The sequence below is a fragment of the Paraburkholderia sp. BR10936 genome (assembly GCF_040965735.1).
Taxonomy (GTDB): domain Bacteria; phylum Pseudomonadota; class Gammaproteobacteria; order Burkholderiales; family Burkholderiaceae; genus Paraburkholderia; species Paraburkholderia nodosa_A.
Genome location: NZ_JBFRCM010000006.1, coordinates 145,292 through 160,359, shown reverse-complemented (window position 1 = coordinate 160,359; position 15,068 = coordinate 145,292). Strand labels below are relative to the sequence as shown.

General features: G+C 65.0%; 13 protein-coding genes. 4 read left to right on the top strand and 9 right to left on the bottom strand.

Going from position 1 to position 15,068, the window contains the following annotated elements; translation table 11 throughout:
* Nucleotides 1-32: 32 nt before the first annotated feature.
* Entirely contained in the window at nucleotides 33-329 is a 297-nt protein-coding gene (locus AB4Y36_RS15240; RefSeq protein WP_069265868.1) for a YciI family protein, read from the top strand.
* A gap of 27 nt (nucleotides 330-356) precedes the next feature.
* Here AB4Y36_RS15240 and AB4Y36_RS15235 read toward each other — a convergent pair whose 3' ends face one another.
* The 7 genes from AB4Y36_RS15235 to AB4Y36_RS15205 all read right to left on the bottom strand — a co-directional run bounded on the left by AB4Y36_RS15235 (nucleotide 357) and on the right by AB4Y36_RS15205 (nucleotide 8,331).
* Complete coding sequence (locus AB4Y36_RS15235) at nucleotides 357-1,160, bottom strand: FRG domain-containing protein (protein ID WP_069265867.1); 804 nt, start codon at nucleotides 1,158-1,160, stop codon at nucleotides 357-359.
* A 125-nt stretch (nucleotides 1,161-1,285) separates the two neighbouring features.
* The gene (locus tag AB4Y36_RS15230) at nucleotides 1,286-1,789 is read right to left on the bottom strand and encodes a pyridoxamine 5'-phosphate oxidase family protein (RefSeq protein WP_368683430.1); all 504 of its coding nucleotides are present in this window, start codon (nucleotides 1,787-1,789) and stop codon (nucleotides 1,286-1,288) included.
* A 95-nt stretch (nucleotides 1,790-1,884) separates the two neighbouring features.
* Entirely contained in the window at nucleotides 1,885-2,736 is an 852-nt protein-coding gene (locus tag AB4Y36_RS15225; protein ID WP_368683429.1) for a carbohydrate ABC transporter permease, read from the bottom strand.
* A 21-nt stretch (nucleotides 2,737-2,757) separates the two neighbouring features.
* Nucleotides 2,758-3,657, bottom strand: a complete 900-nt coding sequence (locus AB4Y36_RS15220; protein ID WP_368683562.1) for a carbohydrate ABC transporter permease — start codon at nucleotides 3,655-3,657, stop codon at nucleotides 2,758-2,760.
* Nucleotides 3,658-3,800: 143 nt separating this feature from the next.
* On the bottom strand, nucleotides 3,801-5,063 hold the full coding sequence (locus AB4Y36_RS15215) for an ABC transporter substrate-binding protein (RefSeq protein ID WP_368683428.1): 1,263 nt from the start codon (nucleotides 5,061-5,063) through the stop codon (nucleotides 3,801-3,803).
* 71 nt (nucleotides 5,064-5,134) lie between these two features.
* Nucleotides 5,135-7,135 (bottom strand): beta-galactosidase, encoded by a 2,001-nt coding sequence (locus AB4Y36_RS15210; protein WP_069265863.1) that lies wholly within the window; start codon nucleotides 7,133-7,135, stop codon nucleotides 5,135-5,137.
* Nucleotides 7,136-7,158: 23 nt separating this feature from the next.
* Nucleotides 7,159-8,331: an ABC transporter ATP-binding protein gene (locus AB4Y36_RS15205; RefSeq protein WP_069265862.1), complete on the bottom strand. Its 1,173-nt coding sequence runs from the start codon at nucleotides 8,329-8,331 to the stop codon at nucleotides 7,159-7,161.
* A 202-nt stretch (nucleotides 8,332-8,533) separates the two neighbouring features.
* Between AB4Y36_RS15205 and AB4Y36_RS15200 the strand changes: the two genes are divergently transcribed.
* Nucleotides 8,534-9,565 carry a LacI family DNA-binding transcriptional regulator gene (locus AB4Y36_RS15200; RefSeq protein ID WP_368683427.1) on the top strand — a complete coding sequence of 344 codons (1,032 nt, stop codon included), beginning with the start codon at nucleotides 8,534-8,536 and terminating at the stop codon, nucleotides 9,563-9,565.
* A gap of 150 nt (nucleotides 9,566-9,715) precedes the next feature.
* Nucleotides 9,716-11,497, top strand: a complete 1,782-nt coding sequence (locus AB4Y36_RS15195) for a methyl-accepting chemotaxis protein (protein WP_368683426.1) — start codon at nucleotides 9,716-9,718, stop codon at nucleotides 11,495-11,497.
* Between the two features lie 18 nt (nucleotides 11,498-11,515).
* On the opposite strand, the gene AB4Y36_RS15190 is transcribed toward AB4Y36_RS15195, so the two are convergent.
* Entirely contained in the window at nucleotides 11,516-12,499 is a 984-nt protein-coding gene (locus tag AB4Y36_RS15190; protein ID WP_069265859.1) for a response regulator, read from the bottom strand.
* A 296-nt stretch (nucleotides 12,500-12,795) separates the two neighbouring features.
* Between AB4Y36_RS15190 and AB4Y36_RS15185 the strand changes: the two genes are divergently transcribed.
* The gene (locus tag AB4Y36_RS15185; protein WP_069265858.1) at nucleotides 12,796-13,293 is read left to right on the top strand and encodes a thioesterase family protein; all 498 of its coding nucleotides are present in this window, start codon (nucleotides 12,796-12,798) and stop codon (nucleotides 13,291-13,293) included.
* A gap of 24 nt (nucleotides 13,294-13,317) precedes the next feature.
* On the opposite strand, the gene AB4Y36_RS15180 is transcribed toward AB4Y36_RS15185, so the two are convergent.
* Complete coding sequence (locus tag AB4Y36_RS15180) at nucleotides 13,318-14,805, bottom strand: ATP-binding protein (protein WP_368602402.1); 1,488 nt, start codon at nucleotides 14,803-14,805, stop codon at nucleotides 13,318-13,320.
* Nucleotides 14,806-15,068: the final 263 nt, after the last annotated feature.

Here is a 15,068-nt window from a genome sequence, read left to right as displayed (position 1 = left end):
TACACACTTCGCTCGTTTTTTATCGATTGCCCATGTACATCGTTTCGCTGTTCTATACCGCTTCGCTCGAACGCATCGACGACGCCCTGCCCGCGCATCGTGCGTACCTCGACGCGCAGTTCGAAGCCGGCAATTTCATTGCCGCAGGACCAAAAATGCCGCGCGACGGCGGCGTGATCATCGCCTCGCACATGCCGCGCGAGCGGCTCGATGCGCTGCTCGCCGCCGATCCCTTCGCGCAGCAAGGCGTCGCCCACTACGAAGTGACGGAATTCAAGGCCACGCGCCTCGCGCCCGGCCTCAATCTGCCGCGGCCCGAAACGCCTTGAGTGTTGGCGCGGCGGGCTGGCGCCGGTTCAGTTCGGCGAGCCCGCAACTGGCACCACCATGCCCGACCATACGATTTCCAGCTCCACCGCAATGGATCGCGCGAGCCCGTCGAGCCCCGGAAACAGCGACGCATTCGTGATGTTCATGCGGTAGAGCCACTTCATCGCGTCCATGCGGATGCGCTCGGGCAGCACGATCTTGTGCAGCAGCTCCTCGTGGCTCTCGTAGCCTTCCAGAATGGCCTGCAACGGCTTGTCGATCACGCCCGGCACGACGAACGTGCCCGACTGCGCGACGAGCCGGTCGTCCATCTCGGTGGGCTCGCCCGACCAGAGAATTTCGTTCGTGTTGCTAAAGAAGTAGCGCTCGAAGTTGTCGTGCGCGCGCGGGTCGATCACATCGCGCGTGAGCGTGGGATTGACCTTGGGCAGCGCGCGGCTGTTCCAGAGCGCCGGCGTGTTCAGTGCGTAGACGGCGGCGTCGCCGGTGGCGCGTTCGAGCGCGAAAAAGGCCGCGACGAACGGGCTCTTGGTGAAATCGAGCAGCCGCGTGGGTGCGCCGTGGTGCTGCATGAGCGCGAGACAGCGCAGATCGTCCTTGAGCAGGTCCGGATGCGCGAGAAAGTTGTGCGCCTTGCGGCGAAACACGCGAATCGCGCGCTCCTCGCGCTGGCGCCATTGCAGCCGGTCGCCTACGTAGTCGCGCATGTAGCGCGTGAGCGAGCTTTCGAGGTGCCACTGCGCGTTCTGCTGTCCGCGAAACGCCCAGCCGTCGAGCTGCGTCGTCAGCGCCATGAATTGCTGCCAGTCTGTGAGTACCGTGGTCTGCATCGTGGTTCCGGTAGCGTTCGTTTTTGCGTCGCGCCGGGGTCGCGCGAAGCGCGCGCCCCGCTGGACACGCTAGCACATCGACAATGACAACATCACGAAGGTTTCGCCACGCACTGTGTGCACACTCAGGCGAATGTACGCAGCATCGCGATCTGCTCGCGCCAACGCTTCAGCACCTGCACGGGCTCGTAGAGCCGGAACGTCACGCCGCTCAGCACCTCGGCATACTTTGCGCGATGCCCGGTGACGGATTCGATTTCCACACGAAATACGCTCAGTTCGAGTGCCGTTTGCCGCTGCGCCACGGCGTGTGAGCGTGCGCGGATCTCCAGCAGCGCGCCGTCATGCACGAGCGAGAGCGTGAGGCGGCCGTCGCGCATAAGGTTCGCGGTGGTGCTGGACTGCGGCCAGAGCGCGATGAGCAGCGTGGTGGCGTTCACGGCCAGGATCTCGCCCGCGCTCAGTTGCGCACCGTGCGGCCAGCCGTCCTCGCTGACGGTCGAAAGGCGAACCGCATCGGCAAGACGCGCTTCGAGGTGCTCGCCGTCGAATTCTCGAACGAGCGCTGCGGGCAGTTGCGTGGGCGATGCGGGCTGCATCGCCTGTGGGGCCGGTTCGTTTTGCTCCATGGGGCGTTCCTTGCGGGTATCGCGTGCGTCGGGTCGTTTGAAATTGGACCGTAGCGCCGCGCCGAAGTCAAATCGCCCCGCCCTTCAGCAGCCGTTCAGCCCTTGGTCGCGCCGAACGTGAGCCCTGCTACGAAGTGCTTCTGCATCGCGAAGAACATCATCACCGAAGGCAGCGCAGCAAGGACCGAGCCTGCGGAAACGAGGTTCCACGCCGTCGTCCATTGCCCCTTGAGGGCCGCGACGCCCACCGTGATCGGCGCGGCGTCGTCGCCCTGGGTCAGGCACAGCGCCCAGAAGTAGTCGTTCCAGACGAACGTGAAGACGAGAATGGCGAGTGCTGCGAGCGCCGGGCGGATGAGCGGCAGCACGATGCGCACGAACACGGTCCATTCGTTCGAGCCCTCGATGCGCGCGGCCTCCACGAGTTCGAATGGCAGCTGCTTGATGAAATTACGCAGGAAGAGCGCGCAAAAACCGGTCTGAAACGAAAGATGGAACAGGATCAGGCCGCCGACGGTGTTGTAGAGACCCAGCCTGAGCGTGAGGTCGCGCACCGGAATCATCAGCACCTGGATCGGCACGAAGTTGCCCGCAACGAAGGTCGCGAACAGCGCCGCATTGCCCGGAAAGCGATAGATGGCGAGCGCATAGCCCGCCAGCGCTGCGAGCGCAATCGCCCCGGCCACGGCGGGCAGCGTGATCTGCACGCTGTTCCAGAAGTAATGGAGCATGGGCGAAGTCGTGAGCGCGTCGCGATAGTTCTCGATCATCGCGAAGTGTCTCGGCCAGCCCCAGTAGTTGCCTTCGCTCAGTTCCTCGGTGGAGCGCACCGAGGTGACCAGCACGGCAATCAGCGGCAGCAGCCAGATGACGAGCGCCACGGGCAGCGAGAGCTTGTACAGGCGGCGCGACGCGGGCTTCCACTTGTCGACCGGAATCGGAAACATGGGGGGCTCCTCGTAGCGAATTCAGTGCTCGCTGCGCAGCAGGCGGCGCAGGTGATAGACGATGTAGAGCAGCATGATCGCGAACAGCACGACGGCAATCGCGGCCGAATAACCGAGCCGGTAGTATTTGATCGCCTGGTCGTACATGTAGTACGCGAGCACGGTCGAGCTTTCGAACGGTCCGCCGCCCGTCATCACGGAGATGAGGTCGAAACTGCGCAGCGCGCCGATGATCGTGACCACCACGGCCATGAACGTGACGGGCCGCAGTTGCGGAAGGATCACGTGCCAGAGCATGGTCCAGCCCTTCGCGCCTTCCATGCGCGCGGCCTCGATCTGCTCGCTGTTGAGTGTGGTGAGGCCCGTGAGGTAGAGGATCATGCAGTACGCGGTTTGCGGCCAGAGCGCGGCGAAGATGATGCCCGGCGTGGCGTAGTTCGGGTCGCCGAGCACGGGGATGCCGCGGCCCAGCATGAGCGCGAGCAGGCCGAACGTGGGGTCGTAGAACCACGAGTAGATGAGGCCCACCACCACGCCAGAAAGCACGAACGGCGCGAAGAACAGCGACTTGACGATGCGGATGCCGCCCACGGCCTGGTTGAGGTACAGCGCGATCGCAAGACCCATGGGCGGTGCGAGCAGGAACAGCACCAGCCAGATCACGTTGTTCTTGAGCGCCGTGTAGAACGTGGGCGAGTGGAACAACTCGATATAGTTCGCGAAACCCACGAAGCTCGCTTCGGTCATGCCGTCCCAGTTGTAGAGCGAGAGACGCAGCGTGGAGAGAATCGGCCAGATCACGTAGACCACGAACATGATGACCGCGGGCGCGAGAAAGAGGCACGCGGCACGGCGCTGGCGCCGCGCGGTGGGCGACGCGCGGCGGCGCGGCTGAATGCCCCGCCCGCTTGCGTGCTGCATGCCGCCGTTCTCGCCGCCTGCCGGCGCGGCGCCGTCCACGCGATGCGCAACGGTGTGACTCACTGCCTGTCTCACGGCAAAAACCTCCGCTTGATTACCCGGCGGGCAGCGCCGACGCACTGCCCGCCTTCGCTTCGAACACCTTACTTCTTGTAGATCCGCTGACGCGTCTGCTCGAGCTGCGCGAGAATCGAGTCGAGCTTCGTCGGATCGGACACGAACTGCTGCATGCCCTTCATGCCTTCGTCAGCCATTTCCTTCGTCATGTCGCGATCATAGAACTGCGCAATGCCGCCCTTCGTGTTCGAGAGGATCTGGAAGCCGATCTTCGAAATCGGGTCTTCGGGCTCCGGCGACTTGCTGTTGGCCGAAAGCGAACCCAGCCCCTTGGCAAGCTGCGCGCCGACATCCGGCGTCTCCGCGAACGCGAGGAACGCACGCGCATCGGCCTTGTTCTTCGCCTTGCCCGGAATGTGCAGCGATTCGACCGGACCGTCTTCGGCGGTCGGCACGTTCGGGTCGATGATCGGGAACTGGAAGTAGCCCATCTGCTGCTTGACCGTCGGGCTGAAACCGCCCGTGATGAAGGTACCCATCAGCATCATCGCGGCCTTACCCTGGAACAGGAACGGCTGCGCCGCATCGAGATCGTACGAGAGCGAATTGGGAATGAAGTCGCCGTCGTCGAGCAGTTGCTTCCATGTGACGTAGACTTTTTTCACGCGCGGGTCGGTGTACGGCACCTCGCCTGCCATCAGCTTCTGGTGGAACGCGTTGCCGTTCAGGCGCAGATCCAGATAGTCGAACCAGCCCGCCAGCGTCCACGCGTCGCGCCCGGCCACGGCAATCGGCGCGATGCCCGCTGCCTTGAGCTTCTTGCAGGCATCGAGGAATTCATTCCACGTTTTCGGCTCGCTCTTGATGCCTACCTTGTCGAACAGGTCCTTGCGATAGAACATGCCCCACGAGTAATACACCGTGGGCGCGGCGTACTGCTTGCCCTGGTACGACGAAGCTTCCTTCGTCGAGGCGTACATGCTGTCCCAGTTGTTCTTTTTCCAGTCGTCCGAAAGATCCGCGAAAAGGCCGCGCTTCGCGTAGTAGGCCATGCGCTCGCCGTCGTGCCAGTTCACGATGTCGGGCGGCGCGGTCGTGAGCCAGTTCGGCAACTGGACCTTGTAGGCTTCCTCGTCGACGAACGACACCTTTACGTCGGTGCCGGGGTGCGTCTTCTTGAACTGTTCGATCACCTGTTCCCACACGGCGCGCTGGCTTGCGCCCTTGTAGGCAATGTTCATTTCGAGCGTGCCGGCCTGCGCCGCGCTCGCGAACGCGCCTGCAAGCGCGCCCGCCGCCAGCGTCGCAGCAACGAGCAGGGTGCGTGGTCTGAAGGTCTTGCCGATCATGCGTGTCTCCTTGGTTATACGTCGTTGTCGGTGCTGCATCGTCAGGAACTGCGCAATACGTCTATTTGCGTCTATTGCGAACGGTAGGCGCTCACGCCCTGCGGCTCTATCGTACGCGAGCCGATCACGTATGCATCGTCGGGAATATCCGCAGAAAGGGTGTGCGTGCCCGGCCCGTAGTTGAACACCCAGGTGAAGCCGCCGCGCCGGCTCACGCGGATCGCGTCGCCAAGCGGCTGCGGCGTGAGGCCCGCTTCGCGCGCCACGCGCGCAAAGAGCGCCTGCGTGCTCGCCTCGTCGAACAGGCTCGCGAGGTAGTGGACCGCGCCGCTCCTCACGTACGCGGGATGGCCGTCGCTGAACGTCGCGCGCACTTCCGGCACGGCCCATTCGTTTTCGCCGGTATCGGCGCCGAGTTCGATCAGATCGCGCCAGTGGCGCGCGTGGCCTTCGTGCGCGCCATCCATGTCGAAGCGCACCGGCTCGCTGATGTTGGGCCGCAGCGACTCCACGCGCCACACGCGCAGCGGCAGCAGCGCCGCGAGCGGCCCCGGCGGCAGGTTGGCGGGAATTTGGAGATCCGCGGTTTTCGAGCCCGTGCGCGGCCCGATCACCACCTGCGCGCCCGAACTGGCGAGGCGCTGCGCGAAGTCGTCTGGCACGACGGGCAGCGGCGGCACGACCACGAGCCGGTAGCCGTCGAGCGGCGCGTGCACCGAAACGATATCCACGTCGAAGCCGAGCGCGCGCAGCGCCGAGTAGTACTCCACAGCGAAGCGCGGATAGTGGAAATCCGCGCCCTGCGGATGAATCTCGAAGAGCCACTTCGCCTCGTAATCGAGCACGAGCGCAACCGGCGTTTTCACGTCGAAGTCGCGGCCGCCCTTGGTCACCGCGAGCACGGCCTCGATTTCCTCGGCCACGCGCGCCGCTTCCGCACTGGCGAGGTCGGGGCGGTTGTCGGGCGTATTCAGGCCCGCGTGCATCTGCTCCTGCGCGAACGGCGCCTGGCGCCAGCGGAAATACGACACGCAGCCCGCGCCGTGCGCGAACGCTTCCCAGCTCCAGAGACGCACCATCCCAGGCAGCGGCGCGGGGTTCCAGTGGGCCCAGTTCACGGGGCCGGGCTGCTGCTCCATGACCCAGAACGGCAGCTTCGACATGCCGCGATACACGTCGTGATTGAACGAGGCGAAGTCCGGGTGCCCGGTGCGCAGATAGCGCGCCTTCACGTCGGGTGCGTACCACTGCTGGTCGAGCGCGCCGAGCGGATAGCTGTCCCACGTCGCGACGTCGAGATCGGCGGCGACCTTGTAGTGATCGAACTCCATGAAGAGCTGCATGAAATTGTGTGCAATGGGCCGCCCCGGCGAATGCGCGCGCAGGATATCGACCTGCATGCGGTTGTAGCGCTGCACTTCGTCGGAGGCGAAGCGCTGGTAGTCGAGCCGGTGCGACGGATGCGCCTCGGTCACGGTGCCAACGGGCGCCTCGATTTCGTCGAAGCTGCGGTACTCCATGCTCCAGAACACGGTGCCCCAGGCGGTGTTGAGCGCGTCGATGCTGCCGTAACGCGCCTTGAGCCATTCGCGAAAGCGCTGCACCGCCGCCGTCGAGTAGCTGACCACCGTTTGATGGCAGCCGTACTCGTTATCGGTCTGCCAGTACGCGACGGCGGGATGCTGGCCATAACGCGCGGCGACCGCCTCGCAGATGCGCCGCGAAGCCTCGTAATACGCCGGCGACGAAAAATCGTAGTGCCGCCGCGAGCCGAACCCGCGCACGCGGCCATCGGCGCCCACGGGCAGGATGTCGGGATGCTGGTCGATCAGCCACTTGGGCGGCGTGGCGGTGGGCGTGCACATCACCACTTGCAGGCCGGCGGCACCGAGCGTGTCGATCGCGCGATCGAGCCAGCCCCAGTCGAATTCGCCCGGCGAGGGCTCGATGCGGCTCCACGCGAATTCGGCGATACGCACCTGCGCGATGCCCAGCGCCTTCATGCGCGCGGCGTCGTCTTTCCACATGGCCTCCGGCCAGTGCTCCGGGTAATAGCAGACTCCAAGACGCATCCCTGTGTCCTCGGTTGTTGTTTTCATGCGGGTTGATCGGCGGTGGCGAGCGGTGCAACGGCAAAGCCGTCTTCCGCGAACAGATGGCAGGCGCTCGCGCTCGCACGGAACTGCGCGGTATCGCCGCTACTGAGCCGGGCATCGCCGGGCGCCTTGGCGACGAGCACCGCCTCACCCGGCTGATCGAGGTGCACATAGCTGTGTTCGCCAAGCTCCTCGATCAGCGTGATGGCACGCGCAATCGTCAAGGCATCCTGAGCATCGCGCGAGGTGCGCGAGGCCACACCTTCCACCACCAGTTCGAGATGCTCGGGACGCACGCCGAACGTGACCGGCGCGCCCACGGCGAGCCGCGCGCCCTGTACCGGCAGCCGCACCGTTTCGCCGCTTTCGTCGAGCGTGACGCTCACGCCGTTCGTCTCGATAGCCGCCACGCGCGCCGGCAGAAAATTCATGCGCGGCGAGCCGATGAAGCCCGCCACGAAGCGGCTCGCGGGCCGGTGATAAAGCTCGAGCGGCGCGCCAACTTGCGCGATGCTGCCGTATCGTTCGGTATCCTTACCGCTATGCAGCAGGACGATCTTGTCGGCGAGCGTCATCGCCTCGATCTGGTCGTGCGTCACGTACACCACGCTCGCCTGCTCGAACTGGCGATGCAGGCGCGCGATCTCGATACGCGTCTGGCCGCGCAACGTGGCATCGAGATTGGAAAGCGGTTCGTCGAACAGGAACACGCCGGGCTCGCGTACGATCGCCCGGCCAATCGCCACGCGTTGCCGCTGGCCGCCCGAAAGCGCCTTGGGGTGACGCTCGAGCAACGCTTCGAGCTGAAGAATGCGTGCGGCTTCGCGCACCTTGCGATCGATCTCGGCCCTCGGCGTTTTCGCGAGCTTGAGGCCGAACGCCATGTTCTCGTACACGGTCATGTGCGGGAACAGCGCGTAGCTCTGGAACACCATGGCCACGCCGCGCTGCGCGGCACTCACGTCGTTCACGAGCTTGCCGCCGATCGAGATGTCGCCGTCGGTGACGTCTTCCAGGCCCGCGATCATGCGCAGCAGCGTGGACTTGCCGCAGCCCGAAGGGCCGAGGAATACACAGAACTCGTTCCTGCCGATCTCCAGATCGACGTTGCGAATCACCGGCGCATTCTCGCCGTATGCCTTCTGAACGCCGCGCAACGAAATGCTCGCCATCGTCCCGTCTCCATGTTCTAATCAGCGCGACACGGAGATTAAGCGCTTAATCAGCAGCCCATAAAAAAGCGATCGCTTCTGCGATCTGGCTGCCTTGTCTCCGATATTCGCTTTGATTGTCGGGCCAATGTTGCAGTGCCCGTCACAATCATGCAAATGTTGAATCGCCTTCCCATATTTTGAGATGGACATGTGAAATCCCATGCCGACCCTGAACGAAGTCGCGCGCCGCGCTGGCGTCACGCCGGCCACCGTCTCGAACGTCTTGCGCGAGCGCGGGCGCGTGGGCGAAGCCACGCGCCAACGCGTGCTCGAAGCGGTCGAGGCGCTCGGCTATCGCCCGCATTTGTCGGCCCGCGCGCTCGCCGAAGGGCGGCCGCCCACCATTGCGCTGATGGTGTCGAGCATCGCGAATCCGTTCTATCCGGAGTTCGCGCTCGCCGTGGAGAATGCGCTGCGGCGCAGCGGGCGCTTTCTCATCATCTGCAATACGGATGGCGACCCGCAAACGGGCCGCGCCTACCTCGAACAGATTGCGGGCACGCTCTCGGCGGGCGTGCTCGTGATGAACGCCAATCTCGACTTCGCCGACCTGCGCGCCACCGTGCGGCGCGGCGCGCCGGTCGTGCTGTGCATGTGGGAGCGGCCGCTCGACCCGCCGGGCCTGCCGTGCGTGGCCGTGGACTTCCGGCGCGCGGGGGAGCTTGCCGCGCAGCATTTGCTGACGCTCGGGCATCGGCGCATTGGGGCGATCGTCGGCAGCAAGGTTTCCGGCATTCACGCGGCACGCTATGACGGCTTCGTCGCGGCCATGCAGGCCGCCGGCCTCGACGGTGCGGGCGCGCCCGTACGCTATGCGCCGGACACCACGCAAGGCGGTTATGCGGCCACGAGCGAGTTGCTCGCACGGCATCCCGACCTCACCGCGATCTTCGCGACCAACGACCTGCCGGCGCTAGGCGCCATGCAGGCCGCCGCCGATCTCGGGCTCGACGTGCCGCGCGAGCTTTCCGTGGTCGGCATTACCGATATTCAGCTGGCGCGCGAGTCGCGGCCCCCGCTCACGACCGTTGCGGTCGCAACGACCGAGGCGGCAGAGCTGGCCGTCGAGTTGCTGACGGAACTGGTCGAAGCGCCCGGTTCGGCCGCCGGCGCGGCGGCGCGCGTGTGCGTGGTCCCGGCGCCGCGACTGGTCGTGCGAGCTTCGACGGCGGCGCCGCGGGCGCAAGGCTAACGAAAGAATTAGCATGACAAGTCCCACCCAGCGCAAAGATCCCATACGCAAACGTTAAGGTTCCCTCCAAACCATCCGTTAAACACGTTGGCGCTGCACGTGTGCACTGCCGCGAGAATACAAATCGAAGACGGCTGGAGAAAAACGAACGTGAAGCGAACAACGTTGAATCAGAAAGCCTGGGGCATCGTCGGGCTGCTATGGATCTCGCTCGTCGTGCTGGTGGTGGCCAACGCCTTCATGACGCGCTCGGGCATGGTGACGGACCGCAAGGCCCTCGTCGAGCAGGAGACGCAAACCGCATTGGGTGTGGTCTCGTACTATCAGAAAGAAGCGGCCGCGGGCCACATGAGCGCCGACGACGCGAAGCGCTTCGCCATCGCCACGCTGCGCGGCACGCGCTACGGCGACGACCAGAGCGGCTACTTCGGCATTTACGACAGCAACGCCGTGGCGCTGCTCGTGCCGCCCAAGCCGGAGATGGAAGGCAAGAGCCAGGCGAACATGACGGACCCGCGCGGCACGCATGTGGCGCTCGAGATCGTCAAAAGCTCGTCCACGGGCGGCGACGGCTACAGCAGCTACTGGTGGCCGAAGCCCGGCAAGAGCGCGCCGGTCGAAAAGATCACGTACTCCGCCCTCGTACCGGGCTGGGACTGGCACATCTTCACCGGCATCTATACCGACGACATCGACGACGCCTTCCGCAGCGCGCTGATCAGCAACCTTTTGCTCGTGACGGTGATCGGCGCGGCCGTGACGCTCGGCCTCATGTGGCTCATCCGCACGATTCGCCGCAGCCTTGGCGGCGAGCCGGACTACGCTTCGCAGATCTGCCAGCGCATCGCCGAAGGCGATCTCACGGCCCACGTGAATCTCGCGCCCGGCGACCAGCACAGCCTGCTTCATTCGATGCAGCAAATGCAGCGCCAACTGGTCGACACCGTGCAACGCATCCAGACCTCGGCCGAATCGATCACGACGGGCGCCAAGGAAATCGCGGCGGGCAACCTGGATCTTTCCTCGCGTACCGAAGAGCAAGCCGCGTCGCTCGAGGAAACGGCCGCCAGCATCGAAGAGCTCACGACCACGGTCAAGCACAATACCGACAACGCGCGCCAGGGCAACACGCTCGCGGTCAATGCATCGGAAGTCGCCGCGCGCGGCGGCGAAGTCGTGCGCCGCGTGGTCGAAACGATGAACGAGATTTCGAGCAGCTCGCAGCGCGTGGAGCAGATCATCGGCGTGATCGACGGCATCGCCTTCCAGACCAACATCCTCGCGCTCAACGCGGCCGTGGAAGCGGCGCGCGCCGGCGACCAGGGCCGTGGCTTCGCCGTCGTGGCGGGCGAAGTGCGCAGCCTCGCCCAGCGCAGCGCGACGGCGGCCAAGGAGATCAAGGACCTGATTGGACAGTCGGTGGCGCAGGTGTCGGAAGGCACGAAGCTCGTCGACGAAGCCGGTAAGACGATCGACGAGGTGGTGATTTCGGCGCGCCGCGTGGCCGACCTGATGGGCGAAATCGCGGCGGCGTCCGAAGAGCAGCACACCGGCATCGAGCAGGTGAACCGCGCCGTCGCGCAGATGGACGAAGTGACGCAGCAGAACGCGGCGCTCGTGGAAGAGGCATCGGCGGCGGCGCAGTCGATGGCAGCGCAGTCGAACGGGTTGCGCGACGTCGTGACGGTATTCCGCGTTGGGGCGCAGGCCGAGTCTGCGCTTGCGTCGACGGTTGCAGCTCCGGATCAACGCGCGCGTGCCGTGCGCCCCGCCGCACCGCTCAAGCGCCCTGCCCCCGCGCCCGCGAAGGCCACGACAACCACGCCGGCCCGCAAGGCCGCCAACGCAGCGCCCGCGGTCACAGCAAAGGCGGCATCGGCCATCCCCGTGGCCACCGCCGCTCACGAAGCGGCAGACTGGGAAACGTTCTAATCGTCGGTCGCGAGGTGATCACGCAAGGCGCCCGCCCTCACCGGGCGCGCCTTGCGCCGCCCGCCATGCGGCAAACGTGATCAACCCGGGCGCAAGTCCCGGATCGCCGATACGGGTCCAGCTCGTATGCGTGTCGTCGAGTCCCGCCACCGGCTGCGGCGTGGCGAACTCCACGCGCGACATGCCGGGCCGATACGCCTCGTTCGGCCAGTACACCGGCATGACGCGGCGCGCCGCCATTTCCTCGCGCAACGCTTCGGGACCGCCTTCGTCGGTCACGACATCGCATTGTGCCGCCCAGTCGTGACTGTCCCACGCGAGAAACACGCCGGCGTTGCCTTCGGCGTCGAACGTGAGCACGGCGTTCTGCTCGGGGCGCCAGTAGTACTCGACGATGCGCTCGCGCTGCGCGACTTCGTGCAGCACGTCGGCGACGCGCCGGTTCGCGTAGATCGCGCCCACGCCGTGCACGCCGATATGGCCGCGCCGTGCGCAGAACTTGCGCTTGGCGTCTTCTATCGCGCCGCGCAGCTTGCGGGTCATCGCCGGATCGGACTTCTTCACGTAAAAGTCGATCAGCCCCGCGTTGAACGCCTCCACCGCGTGTGATTCGTCGGCCGTGGCCGTGAGCAGGATGCGCGTGCACGCCACGTCCTTCGCGGCGGCCAGGAAGTCGACGCCGGTCATCTCCGGCATTTCGTAGTCCACGACGAGCGCCGCGATATCGCCGAAGCGCGCCGCGTCGGTCATTACGTCCTCACCGAGCGCGTTGCCGCCGCGCTTCTCGAACTCCGACCATGCCGCGCCCGCAGCGGGGTTGCGCGCACTCTGCCGCGCCTCGTGCGAAGCGACGAAGGCCAGCGCTTCTCTTGCGCTCGTGAAGTAGCGATCCGTGCCCGCGCCCGGAAAGAGCCCGCGCAGCGCGTAGAGGAAGTCGGGGCTGTCGTCGAGGAAAACGACGGAGACGGGATGGTAAACCGGCTGTCTGACGATGGAACTCATGCTGGATCTCGGTAAGCGCGCTGCGCCTCATGCGGCGCGCCCGACACCTGGAGCGGCACCGCGCGGAAAACATGTCGATTATGCGGCGTCTCGCCTGGACACAGCAACCCGAAGCCGCAGGTGCGCGCTCAATCGAACGCGCGCAAACGTTATCGCACCCAGCGAGCATGAAGCGGTTTGCGTATGTGGGGAGCACGGTATTGGATGAAGAGGAACGCGAAGAGAATGGTGCATGCCTCCGTTTCTCCGGAGGCACGCGCGGCTGCCGCCTGCAGTCCCTATCTGGAGTCACTCTGATGTACGCACGCGAATCCATTCCCGCCGTCCTGTCCCGTGGCACCGCCGGATTCTCCGACGAAATCATGGAAGCTACGCCGACCAAAACGTTTCATCACGTCATCGACATCTACCTGAAGGACTCGAACGCATTCATGAACACCTATTTCGCCCGTTATTTCGAATGGCAGGGCATTTGCCGCGAACGCTGGTTTCACGAGTGCATTCACAACAATCTGCTCGCCTCGGGGGGCGTGTTCGTCACCAAGCGCGCACACCAGGAATACGTGCAGGAAACCTTTCCGTTCCAGCGCGTGGATTGCTACCTCAACACCTTCCAGGTGCGTCAGTGCTCCGCGTATCTCGTGTTCCGCTTTTGCGTGGACGGGCGGCCCGTTTCGCTCGGCTATCAGCAGATCCTCTTTGCCGGCACCGATAAGCGCATTCGCCGCTTTCCGCCCGGCATCATCGAGCGCGTGAAGGAATACGAGCTGGTCCTGCCTTCGGGTTCGAACTGAGCGGATTGAACCCGGCTACCTGAACTAGCCCGCGAAATCCTGCCCCGCCGGAAAGCGGCGGGGTTTCGCCGGCGCATCGTGCAGCGCGCGGTCGGCGCTCGTGCCGGGCTCGGGCAGGCGGATCGTGAAGGTGGTGTACACGTGCGGCTCGGACTCGCAGGCGATCGTGCCGCCCAGCGCCTCCGCCACGCGGCGGCAGAATGTGAGGCCCATGCCGGCCCCGCGCCCGTGCGCCTTGGTCGAATAAAACGGATCGAACACGCGCGGCAGGATATCGGCGGGAATGCCGCAACCGTTGTCGGTAAAGCGCAGCACGCAAAAGCCCGCTTCGCTCGTTGCACTGATCTCCACGCGGCCCACGTAATCGCTCACCCTGTCGCTTCGTTCGGCCATTTCCGCGTGAATCGCGAAGAGCGCGTTCTTGAGCAGATTGAACAGCACGAACACGACGAGCGAATCCGAGCCCGAGAAACTCAGTTGTGCGTCGATGGGTGCCACCTCGACCATGTCGCGCTCGCCAGTGCGGAATGGAAAGCGCTCGAGCGCCGCATTCACGCAGGAGCGCACCGGGTAGGTCTCGAAGCTGCGGCGGTCGAGCCGGTCGAGCGTGAAAGAAGCCAGCGACATTTCGACCACGGTGCTCGTGCTGTCCACCTGGCGGCGTATCGAGGTGGCGAGCGAGGAAAGGCGCTCCGACTGACCGGGGTAGAGTCCGTCCACGCACAACTGGTGCTGCACGGCCAGCTGATAACCGCGCATGAGTTCGGGCAACACGTTGCCGATTTCCTCCGCATGCATGCCGATGGCCGCGAGCGGCGTGGCGACTTCGTGCGCCACCGTAGCCGCGATGAGGTACGGGCGCATGAGGCCGAAACGCACGATCGTGACCGCGAGAATGCCAAGGCTGATCGCGATGAACACCGCGCCCACGGGATAGAACGCGAGCCCGTAATTGACGGCGTAATCGGTGGCGGCGAGTGTGTACAGGCCGAGACTCACGAAGCACAGGTCGAGCAGCTTGCGGCGATCGTGCGCGTGCGTCTGACCGCGCGCGGCGTACAGCAGCCAGGCGCTGCGGCACGCGAGCAGCACGGTCTGCGCCACGTGCACGGGATGCAGCATGCCCGCCTTCGGATACTTGCCGAAGAAGAACGTGCCGTAGCCGTCCACGACGGAATCGCTCAACAGCAGCAGCGCCGCGAGCAGCACGCTGAGCAGATACGAGGCGATGAGGAGCGGGCGTTCGCCGCGCCGGGCGCTCACTTCCGTCACGAAGTGATAGAACGTGGTAGGCAGAAAGAGGATGAAAAAGTATCCGACCTTCACGAGCACGCCGGACAGTTCGGGGTCGGACGTCTGGAACAGAAAGGCCCAGGTGCCCTGCCAGAAGAACGTGGTCGCGCACATCAGGGCGAACGGCACCGAGAGGCGCGTGAAGCCCTCGGTCAGGAGCACGTAGACGCCGAATCCGAGAAATAACGCGGACACGAACGCTGGCAGGATCGAGTACATAGTCTGTCGCGTGGGTTCTTGTTCTTACCGACCTGGTTGGCGCGGCGCGTTCCCTGCAGCGTTCCCCGTGCGCCCAATGTGCGATTCGCGGGCCGGATCTCGCCGCCCGATGCAAGGCGCATGAAATGCGCGCCGATCGAATCGATTTTGCCGATTATCGCCGCTAATCCCGGATTGCGGCGAAATTTTGCCGCTATCGGCACCGCCGCTATGCGCCGCGAATCCGCGATGGCCCAATTTCGGTCGAATTGGCAGAAAACCAC

Coding starts and splice junctions, on each gene's coding strand:
- AB4Y36_RS15240 (WP_069265868.1), top strand. CDS start 33: ATGTACATCGTTTCGCTGTTCTATACCGCTTCGCTCGAACGCATCGAC.
- AB4Y36_RS15235 (WP_069265867.1), bottom strand. CDS start 1,160: ATGCAGACCACGGTACTCACAGACTGGCAGCAATTCATGGCGCTGACG.
- AB4Y36_RS15230 (WP_368683430.1), bottom strand. CDS start 1,789: ATGGAGCAAAACGAACCGGCCCCACAGGCGATGCAGCCCGCATCGCCC.
- AB4Y36_RS15225 (WP_368683429.1), bottom strand. CDS start 2,736: ATGTTTCCGATTCCGGTCGACAAGTGGAAGCCCGCGTCGCGCCGCCTG.
- AB4Y36_RS15220 (WP_368683562.1), bottom strand. CDS start 3,657: ATGCAGCACGCAAGCGGGCGGGGCATTCAGCCGCGCCGCCGCGCGTCG.
- AB4Y36_RS15215 (WP_368683428.1), bottom strand. CDS start 5,063: ATGATCGGCAAGACCTTCAGACCACGCACCCTGCTCGTTGCTGCGACG.
- AB4Y36_RS15210 (WP_069265863.1), bottom strand. CDS start 7,135: ATGCGTCTTGGAGTCTGCTATTACCCGGAGCACTGGCCGGAGGCCATG.
- AB4Y36_RS15205 (WP_069265862.1), bottom strand. CDS start 8,331: ATGGCGAGCATTTCGTTGCGCGGCGTTCAGAAGGCATACGGCGAGAAT.
- AB4Y36_RS15200 (WP_368683427.1), top strand. CDS start 8,534: ATGCCGACCCTGAACGAAGTCGCGCGCCGCGCTGGCGTCACGCCGGCC.
- AB4Y36_RS15190 (WP_069265859.1), bottom strand. CDS start 12,499: ATGAGTTCCATCGTCAGACAGCCGGTTTACCATCCCGTCTCCGTCGTT.
- AB4Y36_RS15185 (WP_069265858.1), top strand. CDS start 12,796: ATGTACGCACGCGAATCCATTCCCGCCGTCCTGTCCCGTGGCACCGCC.
- AB4Y36_RS15180 (WP_368602402.1), bottom strand. CDS start 14,805: ATGTACTCGATCCTGCCAGCGTTCGTGTCCGCGTTATTTCTCGGATTC.